Source organism: Bacillus cereus ATCC 14579 (assembly GCF_000007825.1).
Taxonomy (GTDB): Bacteria; Bacillota; Bacilli; order Bacillales; family Bacillaceae_G; genus Bacillus_A; species Bacillus_A cereus.
Genome location: NC_004722.1, coordinates 3,003,541 through 3,021,397, shown reverse-complemented (window position 1 = coordinate 3,021,397; position 17,857 = coordinate 3,003,541). Strand labels below are relative to the sequence as shown.

The following is a 17,857-nucleotide window of genomic DNA, read 5'->3' as shown; positions in this document are numbered from 1 at the left end:
TAAAACTATGAAAACAGTATTATTAACAGGGTTTGATCCGTTCGGCGGAGAAAATATCAATCCAGCTTGGGAAGTAGCAAAAGGTTTGCATGAAAAAACAATTGGAGAATACAAGATAATAAGCAAACAAGTACCAACTGTATTTCATAAATCAATAAGCGTATTAAAAGAGTATATAGAAGAACTAGCGCCGGAAATTATTATATGCATTGGACAAGCTGGGGGCAGGCCAGATATTACGATAGAACGTGTCGCAATTAATATTGATGATGCAAGAATTGCTGATAATGAAGGCAATCAGCCGGTAGATGTACCAGTTGTAGAAGAAGGAGTGATTGCATATTGGTCTACACTTCCGATGAAAGCAATCGTGAAAAAACTTCGCGAAGAGGGTATACCGTCATCTGTTTCACAGACGGCAGGCACATTCGTTTGTAATCACTTATTCTATGGACTTATGCATGAACTAGAGAAACATGATAAGAAAATAAAAGGCGGATTCATTCATATTCCGTTTTTACCAGAACAAGCGAGTAATTATCCAGGGCAACCGAGTATGTCACTTTCTACTATTCGTAAGGGGATAGAATTGGCAATCGAAGTAACGACGACAGTTAAGGTAGATATTGTAGAGGTTGGGGGCGCAACGCATTAAGTAAAATGAATTGTACAACACCTCCTGTAAACAACTGGTATAATAAGAATAGGAAAATACATAGAGGTGATTTTTGTGCAACAATTTGAAGAAGTACGTTCAATTTTAGAAAAAGCGAAGAAAATTACAGTATTAACAGGCGCTGGTGCAAGTACGGAAAGTGGTATTCCAGATTTTCGTTCAGCAAATGGATTGTATGCTGATGCGAATGTGGAGATGTACTTATCAAGAGGGTACTATAACCGAAGTCCGAAAGAATTTTGGAAGCATTATAAAGAAATCTTTCAAATTAATACGTTCCATCAATATAAACCAAATCGTGGCCATCGCTTTTTAGCTGAGCTAGAAGAACAAGGGAAAGATATTACGATTTTAACGCAAAATATTGACGGTTTACATCAATTAGGTGGCAGTAAGCATGTCATTGATTTACATGGAACACTTCAAACAGCACATTGTCCAAAATGTAAATCAGGCTATGATTTACAGTATATGATTGATCATGAAGTACCGCGTTGTGAGAAGTGTAATTTCATTTTAAATCCAGACGTTGTTTTATACGGAGATACACTGCCGCAATATCAAAATGCTATCAAACGTTTATATGAAACAGATGTGCTTATCGTTATGGGAACATCACTAAAAGTACAGCCTGTCGCTTCATTCCCGCAAATTGCAAAGAGGGAAGTAGGAGCAACAACTATTTTAGTAAATGAAGAGTTAACAGGACAGGAATATAACTTTGATTTTGTTTTTCAAAATAAGATTGGTGAGTTTGTTGAAGGGTTATCTTCAATGAAATAAGTTATCGAAAAAACTGAGGTATCTGCCTCAGTTTTTTATTTGAGTAATCACTGTTTTAAGCCATATGAAAACATTTTGATAACGTAGTAACAACATCTCTATAATTTATAAAAATCAATTTGCCCCATTTTTCTTTTAGAATAATATTCATGTTATTGTGCATTAAGGGAATGGTAATAAATAGGATGTAAAAAACAAAAAACTGAAAATTAAATCTTTTATTTCTTTTATAATTAATATAAAATTCTATATATATCATATAAATAAATTTGATACATAATGATTTTGCGTAGAAATGTTAATAGAATGAAGCGAGGGAGCGAAATGAGACAGAAAAAGGAGCAGAAAAAACAATCGAAAAAGAAAAAGACTCATATTCCATTTCGGTTAAATGTACTATTTTTTATTGTCTTTCTTTTATTTTCAGCTATTATAATTCAATTAGGTAAAGTACAAATCATTGATGGAGAAACGTATAGAAATGAAGTAAACAAAAAGGAAGATGTAACGGTAAGTACTCCCGTTCCTAGAGGGAAAATGTTTGATCGGCAAGGTCACGTTATTGTAAATAATAAACCATTACGAACCGTTACATATACGAAAATGAGAGGAGTAGACTCGAAAGAAGTTTTACAAGTAGCAAGAGATTTAGCTAAGCTAATTGAAATGTCGCAAGAGGACATGGATAAGTTAACAGAGACAGATAAGAAAGATTTTTGGATGCAGTTAAATGAAAAGCGGGCAGCGGCGAAAGTAACGAAAGAAGATGAGAGTAAATTTAGAAAGCAAGAAATAGAAGGAAAAGAGTTAGATAAAAAAGTAGAAGAACTGCGCCGGGAAAGAATTACACAAGAAGAACTAAATGAGCTTTCAAAGGAAGATATAGAAGTATTAGTAATTAAAAGCAAAATGAATGCGGGATATAAAATGACGCCGCAAATCGTTAAAAAAGATGTAAGTCAAAATGAATATGCTGTCGTTAGTGAAAGGTTGGCAAGCTTACCAGGGGTAGATACGACAGTAGATTGGGAACGTGAATACCCAAATGATAAAATACTGCGCTCTATACTAGGTAGCGTTTCTAATGAAAATGAAGGATTGCCAAGAGAACAATTAGATTATTATTTAGTTCGTGATTATAATCGAAACGACCGTATTGGTAAAAGTTACATTGAAAAACAATATGAAGATGCACTACATGGAACGAAGGAACAGTCTAAAAATATTATGGATAAAGCAGGGAAGATTGTTCGAACAGAAAAAGTGACTGAAGGAAAAAGTGGAAATAACTTGATGTTAACAGTCGATATGGATTTACAGAAAAGAGTAGAGGGCAGCCTTGAAAAGAATTTACGAGCCTTTCATGCTGCAGAGCCGATGATGGATCGTGCGTTCGTAGTAATGATGAATCCGAAAAACGGTCAAATTTTATCAATGGCAGGAAAGAAAATTGTAAATAAAGATGGCGGTATGCAAATAGAAGATTATGCATTAGGAACGATGACAAGTTCTTATGAGTTAGGGTCAACTGTAAAAGGGGCTACTTTATTAACTGGATATCAAACAGAAGCGATTAAGCCGTATACACATTTCTTTGATGCGCCAATGTATTTTAAAGGAAGTTCTAAGCCGAAGAAATCGTGGAAAGAATTTGGGGATATTGATGATTTAAGAGCTTTGCAAGTGTCATCGAACGTTTATATGTTTAATACGGCTTTAAAAATGGCAGGCATTAATTATGTCCCAAACAATCCATTAGACATTAAACAAGAAACATTTAATAAAATGCGCTACTATTTTAGACAATTTGGCCTAGGTGTGTCGACTGGTATTGACCTGCCAAATGAATCAATTGGTCAAGTAGGTAGAACTGATAACATACCCGGATTTTTACTTGATTACGCGATTGGACAGTATGATACATATACGCCGCTTCAGCTTGCACAATATATTTCAACCATTGCAAATGGCGGTTACCGAATGAAACCACAAATTGTACAAGAAGTTAGAGAGCAACCGAATAGACCAGAGGATGTAGGAAAAGTCGTTCGGTCGATTGAACCAGTTGTATTAAATAGAGTGGATATGGACACTTCGTACATTAATCATGTAAAAGAAGGATTTAGAAGAGTTTTTCAAGAAGCTGACGGAACAGGTACCGGAACGTTTAAAGGTCTACCATATAAACCAGCGGGAAAAACAGGAACAGCTGAGACAGTATATGGTGGAGAAAGTGATATTGGAAGAGATGAGAACAACAACCGAAAAAAATGTTATAATTTAACTCTTGCCGGTTATGCACCATATGATGCTGATCCGGAAGTAGCTTTTTCAGTTGTTGTACCATGGGTGAATGATGATAAATCAGGAATTAATTCTGCGATTGGTAAAGAGATTTTGGATGCGTATTTTGAATTAAAAACAAATAGATCAAATGCAAATTCAATTCCAGTAGAACAACCGAACAAGGCACAGTAAAAATAGTATCACTGCATGGAAACATATTGTGCAGTGATATATTTTTTGAGTTAAAAAGCGCTTTATAAGGTGGGAATGGATATGAAAAAGGAGATTAAGAGAGGCTGGGGAAAGTACATACTATTTATATTGGTGATAGTCATAGGCTACCATTCTTTTACTTTATGTAAGGTGGAAGGGGAATCGATGCAGCCGACTTTATATGAAGAAGACTACGTATTTGTAAATAAAGCGGTAGTACGTCTTTCTAATTTACAACACGGAGAAATTGTCATTATAAAAGAAGAGGATGAATCGAAATATTATGTGAAACGTGTAATAGGGCTTCCTGGTGATGTAATTAACATAACGAACGGAAAGGTATATGTGAACGATAAAAAGCAAGAAGAACCATATACAAACAAAGATTTATTTAACAACACACAAGTGTTTTATAATTTTCAAAAGACAAAAATTCCGCCAAATAAGTTATTTGTAATGGGAGATAACCGCGAAGTAAGTAGAGATAGTCGAAATGGCTTAGGATATATTGAAGAAGATAACATAATAGGCAAGGTGGAATTTGTATATTATCCTTTTTCAAAAAATGAAAATGATAGAATAAGTGGGGGATGAGCAAAACCCCACTTATTAAAGTTTCACTTTATTTTCTTTAAAAAACCTTTTGGATTAAATGATATGAAAAATTTATGTTTAGACTCGTCGATTATGAAGTTATTATTTTTAGTTAAAAACTCATCCACAGCTTCCATCGGGCCAGGACCCCAATCGGGAAGAAGCGGATTTCCATTAATGGAGGTATCTTCTACAATCATATAACTGCCAGTAGTGACGATAGATTTATATAGTAATAGTTCTTTGGAAACATGTTCTTTACTATGATCAGAATCTAAAATAACTAAAACCACATCATCAGGTTTGCGCATGCTTACAATTGTTTGGATGGCCTGCACAGAAACAGAAGATGCTGTTAAATACGTAATCCGATTATGTGATGGCCGATTTGGCTGCGGAGTTATATCGATAGTAAGTACGTGACCTTTTCCAATTAAATCTAACATAGAAGCTAAATACAGTGCACTACCACCGTGAAAAGTCCCGCATTCAATAATTAAATCGGGCTTTAATTCATAAATAATTTCTTGATACAAAAAGAGATCAGAGGGAAGTTTACAGATTGGAACCCCGAACCAGTGTGTATCGTTTAACCACACGAGGCTGTTGTAATATTGGTTTAGAAATTCATTGCTTATATTATCGATTTTAAATTCTCCTTTCTAAAAAGGATTCTCTCGTTTGACGTAAAGTGTTTACGCATGAAAGTTGTACTATATATTATGTAGTAAGGAATTGTAAGGCGAGTGTTTTTACTTGAAAATAAGCCAAATAACTCATGTGGAAAATGAAAGGAAATGATCGTATGTACAAATACACAATTTGTTTTATTAGAAAAAGCGATAAAATACTGCTATTAAATAGAAATAAAAAGCCGAATATGGGGATGTGGAATGGTGTTGGAGGAAAAATAGAAGAGAATGAAACGCCATACGAAGGAATAATTAGAGAAACGTTTGAGGAAACGGGTATAGAACTTTCAAGTGTAACGTATAAAGGGACTGTTGTTTTTAAAGGTAAAGATGAGCCCCAGGCTAGTGAAGGAATGTATGTGTTCGTTGCTGATTTTCCAGATGGAATGCAAATGAATACACCATTACGTACGGCTGAAGGATTATTAGAATGGAAAGAAATTGATTGGATATTAGATGGTGATAATAGAGGTGTAGTTAGCAACTTACCAAAATACTTACCGACAGTAATAACAGAAGAAAATAAGTTAAAACATATATTCACGTACGATAACCGGAATATTATTAATTACACAACTGCATGTTTGACAGAAGATGATGCGAACAAGCGATATGAAAAACAACTCATTTCTCAATAGAAGAGGATAGTGAAAAATCACGTTTTGTTCTCATTATATATACGAAGTGATTATATGTTTCAGAAATACAATTTATTGGTCAGAATTGTAATATGTATGATATAACTTTTCTTATGGTGAAAGCGTAGAGAACATACGTAAACGGAACAAAAAAGAGGTGGCTTTGCCGCCCCCTTTTTGTTAGCTGTGAATCGCCTTAATCATAAATCGATGTTGCTTCACATCAAAATATCCTTTTTGCAAGATGATTTCATGTATACGATATAGTTCCTTATAATACCTTTCGACAGTAAAATCAGGAATTTGCCACGGAATCGCTTTTAAATAATAGACAATAGCGCCAATATCATAAAAGCGTTGGAAAGGGAATTCTTCTTTTGCATCTAAGATAGTAAATCCATTTTCCTCTAACTCACTACATGCTGCTTCAAGTGACCAACTTGCAAATTCGTTATTTAGCGGTGCGTTAAATTGCTCATTAAGTTCCACACAATCGAGACCACCAACTTGTTGTGTAAGGAAAACGCCATGTGGAGAAAGAATTCGTTTTACCTCAGAGGCAGCATAGGATTCATGTTGATTTATAATGAAATCAAACTGCCCATCTTGAAATGGTAATACAGTATCATTAATCACTTTGACGACTGTAACTCCTAAAGGCTCTAATTTCTTCCGAGCAATTGGCACATTTGGAGCATAACCCTCAGTAGCATAAATAGTTGACGGGAACGGTTGTAACATAGATAAAAACTCTCCGCCGCCAGTACCCATATCGAGCATTGACTTTGCACGTTGCATAAGCAGGAAAGCAATGCTGCCGTACGACCATGATAAAGGCTCGCTCTTCATTCGGCCCGTTTCTGAAATGAAAGAAAAATCCCAACCGCTAAAATGTGTATTTGCACTTTCTAATAAAGTTAAAAATAATGGATCACGTTTCATAATTATGTCCTCCTATTTTTCAATGAATGATATGATGAGAAAGGAGAACGGAGAACGGGAGGACCTCTCATGAAAGAGAAGCGGTTTTACGTTTCGTGTTCGAATAGATTCATATAAATTTGCTCCTTGTGAGAATGGTTATTTATATATTCGGGATAATCGAGTGGGAATCCTTTGAGGGTATAAAAGAAGGCAGTTGTTTAATGAAAAAATAAATTGAGTTATCTAATTTTATAGTGTAATTGTTCATCCATACGCATAAAAAAATTATTCTCTCCATAAAATAGTAAAATTATATTGGAGGTTGAATTATGAAAAAATTTAGTGTATTTTCAATAACATTGATGACTTTTGGAATGTTATTATTTGGATTAAATAGGATAATAGATAGCTATTCTGAGCCTATTATCCTATTAGGGTATATTTCTTTTTTAATTGGAGTGGTTCTGAGTATTATAGCGATTGCTAGACGTGAAGATGGAAGATTAAAATTCATATCACTTATCTCTTTCTTTGTTCTCCTGTTTTTCATTACTTGGTTTGAGTCGTTTCAGGTACTACGAATTATTACTTGGCTAAAAAATATCTATTAAAATTTAAATTGTTGGTAAAAATGGGAAAACTTAAATTTAGGTTTCTTTTTATTATATTCGATTATCAATATTAAAACTTATTAGAGCCATTAATAAAAGAAATAGATATATAAACCGAGTGTAAAAATATTTTAATTCTTTGAAAACATTCAGCGATTTAGTATTCTTTATATATGGAATATTTTGTTTATGCGAAAAGAGGGCAAGGTGCTATATGAAAAGAATGAAAAATGTAATGTTACTATTGTTATGTTTCTTATGTTTAAGTGGGTGTAATTATAAAGATGACGATCAGGTGAAAAAATATGTGAAAAAAAAGCACGGAATTGATGTGATTGTAACACATTGGGGTGCTATAAACGAAGGGAATATGGGGCATACATATCATACTGTTCAAGCAAAAAATAACAAAAATATTCAATTTAGAGTAGAGGTAGATGGCTTCTTATATTCAAGAATAAAAGGTGATGAATATCAATACGGAAAAAAAACATATGAGGAATATAAGAAATTTAAACCAATGCTAGAAGAAATTAAAAAATTAGGTTACGTGGAACCTGAAAATAAAAATGTTTTTCAATATATAGTGGATGATGATATAGAGGAGAAACCAACGGATACGTTATTATTAACTTTAAAAACGAGTGACAAGATTGATTACAGTCAATTTGAATCAAAAGAATTAGATCGTTTATATGCTCTAATCCAATTCATTCAGAAGAGTAATAGAAAGATAACAACACTTGAAATTGAGGATTATAATGGTGAATCTATAGGCTTGCCTTTTCAAAATGTGCAAAAAGCTATAACGAAAGAAGAACTGCTTTTAACAATGAAAAACACAGTAAGCGGTTATTGGACATATTTGGTTCAAACTGAAACAAAAGTAGGCGTAAGGTTAAATGAAATTCAAAATGATCGTTTTGAAATTGAGGATATTACTTGTCCACACCCGAAAGACGGCAATTGTCTAGAGTATGAATTGACATTAGTTTTCAATGACAGTGAGATAAAATATAGAAATGATCCATATGTAATAGATGATTTGAGAAAGGTAGTCACTATTCTTAAAGAAGAACTATATAATAAGGAATTTAACATATATTTAAGGAACAAGGATGGAACAAGTTATTCACTCTGGCTATCATCCGAAAAAATTAAGGAAAGTAATAACATAGAAGAGCTAGTAAAATAATGATATAAAGAAGAAATTTAAAGTGCTTTTTACGTTTGTTATTTCTGTATTCAAAAGGAAAGCCGCTTATACTTCATTTTTGAAGCATAAGCGGCTTTGTTTAAAATATTTAAAAACAAAAATCTTTTGGTAAAGTACCATTTTTAATAACTGTTCGTAACCCATGTTTTATAATCCAAGGATTAATAGGATGCTGTTTATCACGTAATTGCTGTAACCACTGAAAAACGAGTTCTTTATCTTCTTTCGTAATATCGTTAATATGATTGGCTACAGATTTTTGAACATATTTAGAAGAGTCATTCATTAATGGTTCAAGAAGCTGTAAATTGTACTTAAAATCATCTTTTAGAGCTCCTATTTTTTTAGCCCAAGGAAGCCTTGGTCTTGTACCTTCAGAAACTAATCTTCTAATGTGGCTGTTTTCGTCATAAATCCACTGTTGTAATATATTTAGTGTGTCTTCATGGTATGTTTCAAGAAAAGGCCGAATGGCATATTCAGCAGTATTTCTTTTCGTTATTTCATACATGGCGTTGAATGAGGTTTCAAAGTCGTTAAGTCCATATTTTTCAACGTATTTTGCAAGAGGCATGTACATATATCCGTTTGTAAATGTGCCTACTTCTGTTGTATTTTCTGGGCCTAATGTTTTTAGTAATATATGTATTGCTTCATTAAAATCTTTTTGTAAAGCATTGTGTAATTCATCTGCAATTACTTCAATACGCTGTTTTAACTCTAAATTTTCAACTTTACAAGCTACAGAATCTACAAAGATGTTTTTAGAGAAATAAGGATCGTGTTTACAAATAGAATCAGCTATTTTTTCTGCTAATTCTTCATTAAATAAAAATTTTAACGGAACATATTTACCCATTTTTTCACCTCGGTGGTCAAAGGAAAACAATTTTTATTTTTTAATCGACAATCCATAAACCAAAGTCTCACTCGGAGTCGTAATACTAAAACCTGTCGTCTTATAATCAAGTTTCACCGTATCACCAGTGTAGTCTTTCGTGAATGAATCCATTTGTACGATAAGCTCTGCATCTTCATATACAACATCATCTGCGTTATATGTATCCCAAATTAAATCGACATCAACGAAAATACTACAAGAGTTCGTCATTGTTCCTCTAATGCGAACAATCTTTTTATCTTCAAGTTCTAATCTATGTATAGCTGCTTTTGCTTCATCAGTAATGCGAATGTTCATTGTATCCCAACCTTTATTTATATTTCCTTTATTATTGCAAAAACAGGAGCAATAGGGAAGTAAAGAGGTTTGCAACAAAAAACGAGCAAACAAATTTGTTTGCTCGTTTCACTTTATTTTAGTTCACATTTATCAAGTGGAATCACTTTTGTTTTTTTCGTAAATTTATAACCTAACCATAGTACTAAGAAGAGTGGTAAACCGATGTAAGAAACGAGTACACCGTTCCAGTCGATTGACTCACCCATAAATGCCCCGTAGTTTTGTCCTAAAATTACGATGATACAAAGTGTAAATGCAAAGATTGGACCGAAGGGGAACCATTTTGCTCTATATGGTAAGTCATTTAAATCTTTTCCTTGTGCGATATACGCTTTACGGAAACGGTAATGACTAATTGCAATGCCGACCCAAGCGATAAAGCCAGACATTCCTGATGCATTTAATAACCAAATGTATACAACACCGTCACCGAATAAAGAAGCAATGAAAGCAATACTACCGACAATCGATGTTACGATTAATGCGTTAACAGGTACACCGCGGCTATCTAATTTACCAAGAAACTTTGGTGCCTTCCCTTGGCGAGCTAAATCCCAAAGCATACGAGTTGATGCATACATACCAGAGTTACCAGCAGATAGTACTGCCGTTAAAATAACAGCGTTCATAACAGAAGCAGCAAAGGCAACGCCCGCTTTTTCGAAAATAAGTGTAAATGGACTTACTGTTACATCACTTGCAGCAAGACTTTCAGTTGTATAAGGAATTAATAAACCGATAACGAGAATCGCAAGGATATAGAATAAAAGAATACGCCAAAAGATTGAACGAATTGCTTTTGGGATATTACGTTCTGGATCAGATGTTTCACCAGCAGCTACTCCTAATAGTTCAGTACCTTGGAATGAGAAACCAGCTGCCATAAACACACCGATAATTGCCATGATACCGCCGTTAAATGGTGCATCTGCAACAGTGAAGTTTTTGAAGCCAACCGTTTCGCCGCCCATAATTCCAAAAATCATCATGAAACCAACAATTAAAAAGATAATAATCGTAACTACTTTAATAAGTGCGAACCAATATTCAGATTCACCAAACCCTTTAACAGATAAATAGTTTAAAAGGAAAATAATAGCTAAACATAATCCGCTCCAAATAAGAGAAGGGGTATCTGGGAACCAAAATTTCATAATTAATGTTACAGCAGCTAGTTCAGCAGCAATCGTAATTGCCCAGTTATACCAATAGTTCCATCCAAGTGCAAAGCCAAGTGATGGATCAACAAATTTTGTTGCGTACGTGCTAAAAGATCCAGTAACAGGCATGTAAGCTGCGAGTTCAGCTAAGCTTGTCATTAAGAAGTAAACCATAATTCCAATTGCGGCGTATGCAATTAATGCACCACCAGGTCCAGCTGAATGGATGACACCACCGCTGGCAAGAAATAGTCCGGTACCAATTGTACCACCGAGAGAAATCATCGTAAGGTGCCTTGATTTTAGACCGCGTCTTAATTCACCTTTTCCTTGTGTAGTTTCTGTTTTAGAGGTAGCTTGATTTGTTGCGCTATTCATGTTCAACACTCCTTTTCTTGTAGGTTAGGAAGGAGCGGGGGAGAAAAATACAAAAAACCGCCAAAGGAATTTGGCGGAACGTTTCACAAATAACCACCCCATCATACCCTTCCGTTAAGATAGCACCCCACGTTTACACGGTAATTTTGTAAACGTGACAGTTCTGTTCCTTTCGGAGACAGCCCCAGCTCATATTTCCAGAGAAGAAATATAAACTTCGGCAACTTTTCCTTTCAAACGGAGTCGGTGACATTCTCTGTGTCTCGTCCGTCGTACTCTTAAAAGTCGCAACCTCTACCTCATCGGATTGATGAGGATTTATATATTGCTAAGATTTTTAATATATGGCAATTGTAATGACTTTCTGAATATATTGCAAGATATTTTGTTAGGAAAAGTCAAAAAATATCGGTTATTGTATAGGAAACGCTTGCAAAACTCCACCCGAACCTACTATTATGTAGCAATAAGCAAAGAAAAAATTTGTTATACAAATGTTTCGCAAAAAATATTGAAAAACCCTCTAAATTAAAAGAAAATTCAGAAAAATATAATTCGACATTCATAATAAAGTCATATTATTTGTTATAATTAGAGTAACGTTTAAGCAAAAAGGGGAAATCAAAATGAAATTAGAAACAGAAAGGCTCTATATAGTGCCGTGTACAGAAGAGAGGATTCAAGTCGCTAACGAGCAAGGATATAATAGCGGTCCGCATATTGTAGGGCATGTAGAGAATGTGAAACAAGATGAGGCTTTATTACCATGGGGGGCGTGGTATGTTCTTCGAAAAGAAGATGATAGCGTTTTAGGTGATATTGGGTTTAAAGGGAAACCAAACGAGAATCAAACAGTAGAAATTGGCTATGGATTCATTGAGAAATATTGGAATCAGGGCTATGCAACAGAAGCTGTAAAAGAACTAATCGATTGGGCTTTCAAAACAGGTGAGGTAGAAACAATAATTGCAGAGACACTTCTAGATAATTATAGTTCGATGCGTGTTTTAGAAAAGTTACATATGAAGAGAGTAAATGCTACAGAAATGATGATTAATTGGAAAATAGAAAAATAAAAAATACCGCTCTAAATTGAGCGGTATTTTTTATAGTTATGGTAGCATTTGCTTCTGATCATTCGGATACTCAGCCGTTGACGTATTAGGACGATTGGAATGATTACGAACAGCAATGAAAATAGAAATAATAACGACAAGACCAACTGCAACGTAAGAAAGTGAAATAATAGTTGGATCCACTTTAAATGTAGTAAGCAGTGTACGAATGTTTGTAAAGATAATAAGACCACCAACTAATACGCCAAGTAAATGAGAAGGAACGATGCGAACTAGCCATGCCGCGATTGGTGCCGCTACGATACCACCGAGCATGAGAGAAAATACCCAAACCCAGCTTACTTGTTCCCAGCCAAGTGAGATGAAGAAGCCGATTGTTGCAGCGAGTGAAACAGGAAATTCACTCGTATCTACAGATCCAATAACTTTTCTAGCTTCATTTCCTCTTGCTAGAAGAACAGGTGTCGTAATCGGCCCCCAACCACCGCCACCAGTTGAATCAACGAATCCAGCGAATAAACCAAGCGGCACAAGTTGTTTTGCAGACATACGCTTATTTGAAGTGACAATTTGTTTTTGAATGATGAATCGTAATAAAATATAAACCCCTAAAGTAAATAAAAATACGGAAATGTACGGTTTAATTACATCACCAGGTAAATTGCTTAAAAAACATGCCCCAACAAATGCGCCGATTGCCCCAGGTAATGTAAGCCTGGAAACTGTATATTTATCAACGTTTCCAAATTTGATATGAGATGCGCCAGAAGCTGCAGTTGTAACGACTTCAGCTAAATGAACCGATGCGGAAGCTACAGCCGGTGCAATACCAAACATTAATAATAGTGAAGTAGACGTTACCCCATACGCCATTCCGAGTGCTCCATCGATCAGTTGAGCGAAAAATCCAATAATAGCAAAGACAATTAATTTCTGCATAAATAATCCCCCTGTAATAATAAATGAAAAAGACACTTTTCCCGTATGAGAAAAGTGCCTTTGGTTTTTCCAATCAGCAATAATTAAATTTGTTTCATTATAATACATATTAATCGTATAAATCAACTAGGTTTTAAAGTTTTTGAATTGAATGAAAGAAAAATAAAATATACAATAAAAGGATGGAGAGAAAGGGGAGAAAGACATGTTACGATTTGATCATCTTGTTCACGCAGTTCATGGTACCCCGGAGGAAGCGGCAAAACAAATGCAGGAACTTGGATTTCATACTGTATTAGGCGGAGAGCATACGAATTGGGGTACTTGGAATAGTTTAAGTTATTTTGATTTATCATATATAGAATTTTTAGCAGTTCAATATGAAGAAAAAGCGAAAGAAGCAGAAAATCCATTAGTACAAGAAACAGTGGTGAAACTACAAAATGGAGAAGGAATGCTACAAATCGCGATCCGAACAGATGCAATTGAGGAGCTAGCAGTTAACTTTAATAAGTACGGCTTACATACGATAGGGCCATTTGAAGGGAAACGCATGAGAAAAGATGGCCGACTTTTAGAATGGAAAATGTTATTCGTTAAGCAAGAAGAGAACGGACCGAAATTACCTTTCTTTATACAGTGGAATGAAACGGACGAAGAAAGAAGAAACGATTTACGTAACAGTGGGACGATTACTGAACATAAAAACAAAGTGCAACAAATTGAAACGATTCATTACGCAGTAAAAAATGTTCGAGAAACAGTACGGAAATGGAAAGAAGTAATGGAGCTATCTACAAGCTCAGTTGTGAAAATTGAAAAATGGAATGCCGAGTGTCAAAGTGTAGTATTTGGAGATATTCATGTGCAGTTTTGTGAACCGATTGGAGAAGGGCTAGTACTAGAACATTTGAATAAGAATGGTGAAAATCCATTTGCAGTAGAGTTTAAAGGTGGAAATAAACGAGAGCATGAAGTGCTAGGTAGTTTGTACATATATTAATAGAGGTGAACGTTGTGGAAGAAATGCTTAGAGAGATAGAGAGAATACTAGAATGGCCTCGTATGTTAAAAGCGACTGTTATTTCAAAAGGCTTTTCATTCGATGAGAAATATAAAATTGAATTAGAGAGTGGGGCCTCGTATTTTATTAAAGTATGCGATTCATCATATTTTGAACGGAAGCAGGAAGAATATGAATATATGCAGCAGCTAGATTCTTTACATATTCCTATGCCAAAATTAATTCATTTTATTAGTCTTACTAAATTCAATAAATGTGTACAAGTTTTTGAATGGATTGATGGATTAGATGGTGAAGATAACTTAAGAACGTTGTCTACACAAACGCAGTATAGGGCTGGAAAAAAGGCTGGAGAAGTAATAAAAAAGATTCATTTAGTTGAAAAAGAAGATAAAAGTAATTCATGGGAAATGTCTATATGGAGTAAATATGAGAGATACTTAGAAGCGTTGAAAGAATATGAAGTAGACTTTTTTCGTTTAAATACAGTGATAGATTTTGTAGGAAATCATAAAGATTTATTAAAAAATCGTCCCATCGTATTTTTACATGACGATTTTCATCCGGCTAATATAATGATTGACCAAAATGAGTTTCGGGCTGTCATTGATTTTGCTAGATTCGATATTGGTGATCCTATTCATGATTTTTATAAAGTAGCACTATTTACAACGAATATAAGCAAACCATTTGCGGTTGGACAAGTTCACGGTTATTGCGGAGGAGAACCTGATCTACATTTTTGGAAACTGTACTCATTATATGCAGCAATGATATTCCCGGCTGATATCGTATGGACAAACCGAAGCACACCATATTTATTAGATGATATGAAGGAAAGATTAAATGGAATTTTAGAAGATCATAATGATTTTTCATCCTATATTCCAAAATGGTATCAATCAAGCGAATTTAATAAATAAAGGAGTAATTTATATGGATAAAATAGCAGTAATTTCAGATATTCACGGTAATATTCAAGCATTAGAATCCGTTTTGAATGATATTAAATTAAGAGGAATCGAGCGCATTATTTGTCTTGGAGATTTAGTAGGAAAAGGACCTCATTCCAGTGAAGCAATTGAAATCATTCGTAAAGAATGTGAAGTAGTCGTAATGGGAAACTGGGATGATTTTATTACAAAGCCGACTGAATTTGAAGCATTAAAATGGCATCAAAAACAATTATCGGAAGAACAAAATGATTATTTAAGAAGTTTACCATTTTCAATCGAATTTTTTATGAGTGGAAAACTCATTCGTATGTTTCACGCTTCACCGAGAAGTTTATATGAAAGAATTCAACCACACGCTTCAAGAGAAGAACGTATTAGTATGTTCGAAAATAGTGATCTGACAGAAAATATAGAAGGAGAAAGAAAACCAGATGTCGTTTGTTACGGCGATGTTCACCAAGCGTTCGTTCAAAATTTCAGAGGGAAAACGTTATGTAATGCCGGTAGCGTAGGAAACCCACTTGAAATAACGCAAGCTTCCTATTTAATATTTGAAGGAACATATAATGAAAAAGAAGCGGCGAGCTTTTCTATTCAACTTGTACGAGTACCGTATGATATTGAATTAGCTATCAGATTAGCAGAAGAACTCGAAATGCCAGAAATTGAAGAGTATAAGCAAGAGTTACGGACGGCCTTATATCGGGGGTTTAAGGGGAAGTAAGCTAATAATATATCAACGATTCGACAAAGGATATCGATTTACCGACAAATAGTGACATGGATTGTTACTTATAATTATATTATGTAAACTAATTATAAAGGGAGATATCATGAACCGAAAACAACGAATCAAAGAAATTGCAAATCATATTGTAAAGCTAAACTTAACCTATCCAACAAGAGTTGGAGTAAGTGGTATTACAGCATCAGGAAAAACAACATTTGCAAACGAATTAGCAGAAGAAATAAAAAAACGAGGATTACCAGTAACACGCGCCAGCATTGATGATTTTCATAATCCAAGAGTGATTCGCTATGCAAAAGGAAAAGAATCTGAAAGAGGGTATTATGAAGATGCACACGATTATACAGCTTTCAAAGAAAGATTATTAATGCCTTTAGGACCTAACGGAAATTTACAGTATGAAACGATTTCTCATAACTTAATAACGGATATGCCTGTACATAATGAGCCGCTATTGGCCACGCAAAATATGATATTAATAGTAGATGGAACGTTTCTATTGAAAAAAGACGTTGCGTATTTATTTGATTACAAAATCTTTGTAGATACAAATTTTGAGATTGCGAGAAAACGTGGTGCTAAGCGGGAAACTGAAGCTTTTGGAAGTTATGAAGAAGCAGAGAAGATGTTTTTGAACAGATATCATGCGGCCTGTAAGATGTATATAGATGAGCATAATCCAAAAGAGTGTGCGAATGTTATATTTAAGAATAGTGATTTAGGAAATCCAGAAGTTATATTTCATGAAAGAGCGTAATACATAATCAGAAATATATGTATAGCCTTTTGTTTATTGTTATAATTAAATTAATTTTATGAAGCAAATAAAAGGGGATAAGACAATAAAAAACGCAAAAAGGGGACAAGAAATATAATGAATGAAGTACTCGAACTAAAAGAAGAACTACTACAAATTAAAAATAACAATTATGCTGTACCAGAAGACGTAGATGCATATCCATATGCGCAATGGATGCTAGATTATATCGGATCACCTGATGCTGAATTACGTGATGATTTAATTTATAGTACGCTTCACACATGGATTACAAATGATGTATTTAGACAAAAAGAGTTAAGAGGATTAATGTTACAAGCAATTAGTCCTGATTATTTATTTTATAAAATTGGTGAAAAGGGAACAGACTCTGTATTTAAACGTGCATTCTCCGTATTAATTCCACCACTTATTTTATCTGTTCATGAAAGAGAACCGTTGTTATCGGAAGAACAATTGTACAGTGTGGCAGAACAAGTGTTGGAATATGTATATTTAGAAGAAGATGTAAGGGGCTACGTAGAAGGAAAAGGCTGGGCACACTCTACTGCACATGCAGCAGATGCGCTCGATGCGTTAGCACGTACAATTCAAAATCGTGAGTTTTCATATGCGATTCTTGCGGCTGTTCGTCAGAAGGTTCGATTGAGTGATTACGTATATGTACACTTTGAGGATGAGAGATTAGTAAAGCCAATTATGTCGTTACATAACCAAAAGCTTTTAACTGAAGAAGAGTGGAGCAATTGGCTACATAGTATAGCAACTGTTGAGGACATCCGACATCCGCAGCATGCTATTTTAGTACAAAATATTAGATCGTTCTTAAGAAGTTTATATTTCAGAGTTTTAGAGACAGAGGGTAGTACAGCCTTTACAGATGATATATTGGAGACTTTGAAGGGTTTGCGTAGATATTAAAATA

At 34.5% G+C, this 17,857-nt stretch carries 18 protein-coding genes, 1 pseudogene and 1 riboswitch; of the genes and pseudogenes, 13 read left to right on the top strand and 6 right to left on the bottom strand.

The genetic code is table 11. The features are described 5' to 3' along the window. The first annotated feature begins 7 nt into the window (after positions 1-7). The 4 genes and pseudogenes from pcp to lepB all read left to right on the top strand — a co-directional run bounded on the left by pcp (position 8) and on the right by lepB (position 4,541). The gene (pcp, locus tag BC_RS15325) at positions 8-655 is read left to right on the top strand and encodes a pyroglutamyl-peptidase I (protein WP_000859710.1); all 648 of its coding nucleotides are present in this window, start codon (positions 8-10) and stop codon (positions 653-655) included. A 75-nt stretch (positions 656-730) separates the two neighbouring features. Beyond that, positions 731-1,459 carry an NAD-dependent protein deacylase gene (locus BC_RS15320; protein ID WP_001183803.1) on the top strand — a complete coding sequence of 243 codons (729 nt, stop codon included), beginning with the start codon at positions 731-733 and terminating at the stop codon, positions 1,457-1,459. Positions 1,460-1,783: 324 nt separating this feature from the next. After that, a complete protein-coding gene (locus tag BC_RS15315) occupies positions 1,784-3,937 on the top strand; it encodes a peptidoglycan D,D-transpeptidase FtsI family protein (protein ID WP_001249191.1) in 2,154 nt (717 codons plus the stop codon). A gap of 81 nt (positions 3,938-4,018) precedes the next feature. Then, a pseudogene (lepB, locus tag BC_RS15310) lies at positions 4,019-4,541 on the top strand (signal peptidase I). Positions 4,542-4,575: 34 nt separating this feature from the next. On the opposite strand, the gene BC_RS15305 reads toward lepB, so the two are convergent. After that, positions 4,576-5,199: a cephalosporin hydroxylase family protein gene (locus BC_RS15305; protein WP_265736937.1), complete on the bottom strand. Its 624-nt coding sequence runs from the start codon at positions 5,197-5,199 to the stop codon at positions 4,576-4,578. A 158-nt stretch (positions 5,200-5,357) separates the two neighbouring features. Here BC_RS15305 and BC_RS15300 point away from each other — a divergent pair, with 158 nt between their 5' ends. Continuing rightward, positions 5,358-5,882, top strand: coding sequence for an NUDIX hydrolase (locus BC_RS15300; protein ID WP_002182860.1), 525 nt, complete (start codon positions 5,358-5,360; stop codon positions 5,880-5,882). Between the two features lie 180 nt (positions 5,883-6,062). Here the strand turns inward: BC_RS15300 and BC_RS15295 are convergent, their stop codons facing one another. Continuing rightward, positions 6,063-6,824 (bottom strand): class I SAM-dependent methyltransferase, encoded by a 762-nt coding sequence (locus tag BC_RS15295; protein ID WP_000817566.1) that lies wholly within the window; start codon positions 6,822-6,824, stop codon positions 6,063-6,065. Between the two features lie 311 nt (positions 6,825-7,135). Here BC_RS15295 and BC_RS15290 point away from each other — a divergent pair, with 311 nt between their 5' ends. Beyond that, positions 7,136-7,417, top strand: coding sequence for a hypothetical protein (locus tag BC_RS15290; RefSeq protein ID WP_000714730.1), 282 nt, complete (start codon positions 7,136-7,138; stop codon positions 7,415-7,417). A 214-nt stretch (positions 7,418-7,631) separates the two neighbouring features. Then, positions 7,632-8,612, top strand: a complete 981-nt coding sequence (locus BC_RS15285) for a hypothetical protein (RefSeq protein ID WP_000827149.1) — start codon at positions 7,632-7,634, stop codon at positions 8,610-8,612. Positions 8,613-8,721: 109 nt separating this feature from the next. Here BC_RS15285 and BC_RS15280 read toward each other — a convergent pair whose 3' ends face one another. The 3 genes from BC_RS15280 to BC_RS15270 all read right to left on the bottom strand — a co-directional run bounded on the left by BC_RS15280 (position 8,722) and on the right by BC_RS15270 (position 11,411). Beyond that, positions 8,722-9,492 (bottom strand): DNA alkylation repair protein, encoded by a 771-nt coding sequence (locus BC_RS15280; RefSeq protein WP_000521698.1) that lies wholly within the window; start codon positions 9,490-9,492, stop codon positions 8,722-8,724. A gap of 33 nt (positions 9,493-9,525) precedes the next feature. Beyond that, positions 9,526-9,831, bottom strand: coding sequence for an iron-sulfur cluster biosynthesis family protein (locus BC_RS15275; protein ID WP_001026167.1), 306 nt, complete (start codon positions 9,829-9,831; stop codon positions 9,526-9,528). A 113-nt stretch (positions 9,832-9,944) separates the two neighbouring features. Next, positions 9,945-11,411, bottom strand: a complete 1,467-nt coding sequence (locus BC_RS15270) for an amino acid permease (RefSeq protein WP_001083376.1) — start codon at positions 11,409-11,411, stop codon at positions 9,945-9,947. 112 nt (positions 11,412-11,523) lie between these two features. Then, positions 11,524-11,716, bottom strand: a riboswitch (Lysine riboswitch). A gap of 321 nt (positions 11,717-12,037) precedes the next feature. Here BC_RS15270 and BC_RS15265 point away from each other — a divergent pair. Beyond that, the gene (locus BC_RS15265) at positions 12,038-12,487 is read left to right on the top strand and encodes a GNAT family N-acetyltransferase (RefSeq protein WP_000764601.1); all 450 of its coding nucleotides are present in this window, start codon (positions 12,038-12,040) and stop codon (positions 12,485-12,487) included. Positions 12,488-12,523: 36 nt separating this feature from the next. Here the strand turns inward: BC_RS15265 and BC_RS15260 are convergent, their stop codons facing one another. After that, complete coding sequence (locus tag BC_RS15260) at positions 12,524-13,534, bottom strand: sulfite exporter TauE/SafE family protein (RefSeq protein WP_002024365.1); 1,011 nt, start codon at positions 13,532-13,534, stop codon at positions 12,524-12,526. A gap of 97 nt (positions 13,535-13,631) precedes the next feature. On the opposite strand from BC_RS15260, the gene BC_RS15255 reads away from it, so the two are divergent. From BC_RS15255 to BC_RS15235, 5 genes are all read left to right on the top strand, one after another. After that, positions 13,632-14,429 carry a VOC family protein gene (locus tag BC_RS15255; RefSeq protein ID WP_000943353.1) on the top strand — a complete coding sequence of 266 codons (798 nt, stop codon included), beginning with the start codon at positions 13,632-13,634 and terminating at the stop codon, positions 14,427-14,429. A gap of 14 nt (positions 14,430-14,443) precedes the next feature. Then, positions 14,444-15,373 carry an aminoglycoside phosphotransferase family protein gene (locus BC_RS15250; RefSeq protein ID WP_000392079.1) on the top strand — a complete coding sequence of 310 codons (930 nt, stop codon included), beginning with the start codon at positions 14,444-14,446 and terminating at the stop codon, positions 15,371-15,373. Between the two features lie 13 nt (positions 15,374-15,386). Beyond that, on the top strand, positions 15,387-16,130 hold the full coding sequence (locus tag BC_RS15245; RefSeq protein WP_000357656.1) for a metallophosphoesterase family protein: 744 nt from the start codon (positions 15,387-15,389) through the stop codon (positions 16,128-16,130). A 109-nt stretch (positions 16,131-16,239) separates the two neighbouring features. Continuing rightward, the gene (locus BC_RS15240) at positions 16,240-16,911 is read left to right on the top strand and encodes a uridine kinase (protein ID WP_001080568.1); all 672 of its coding nucleotides are present in this window, start codon (positions 16,240-16,242) and stop codon (positions 16,909-16,911) included. Between the two features lie 117 nt (positions 16,912-17,028). After that, the gene (locus BC_RS15235; protein WP_001006686.1) at positions 17,029-17,853 is read left to right on the top strand and encodes a DUF2785 domain-containing protein; all 825 of its coding nucleotides are present in this window, start codon (positions 17,029-17,031) and stop codon (positions 17,851-17,853) included. The last annotated feature ends 4 nt before the right edge of the window (positions 17,854-17,857 follow it).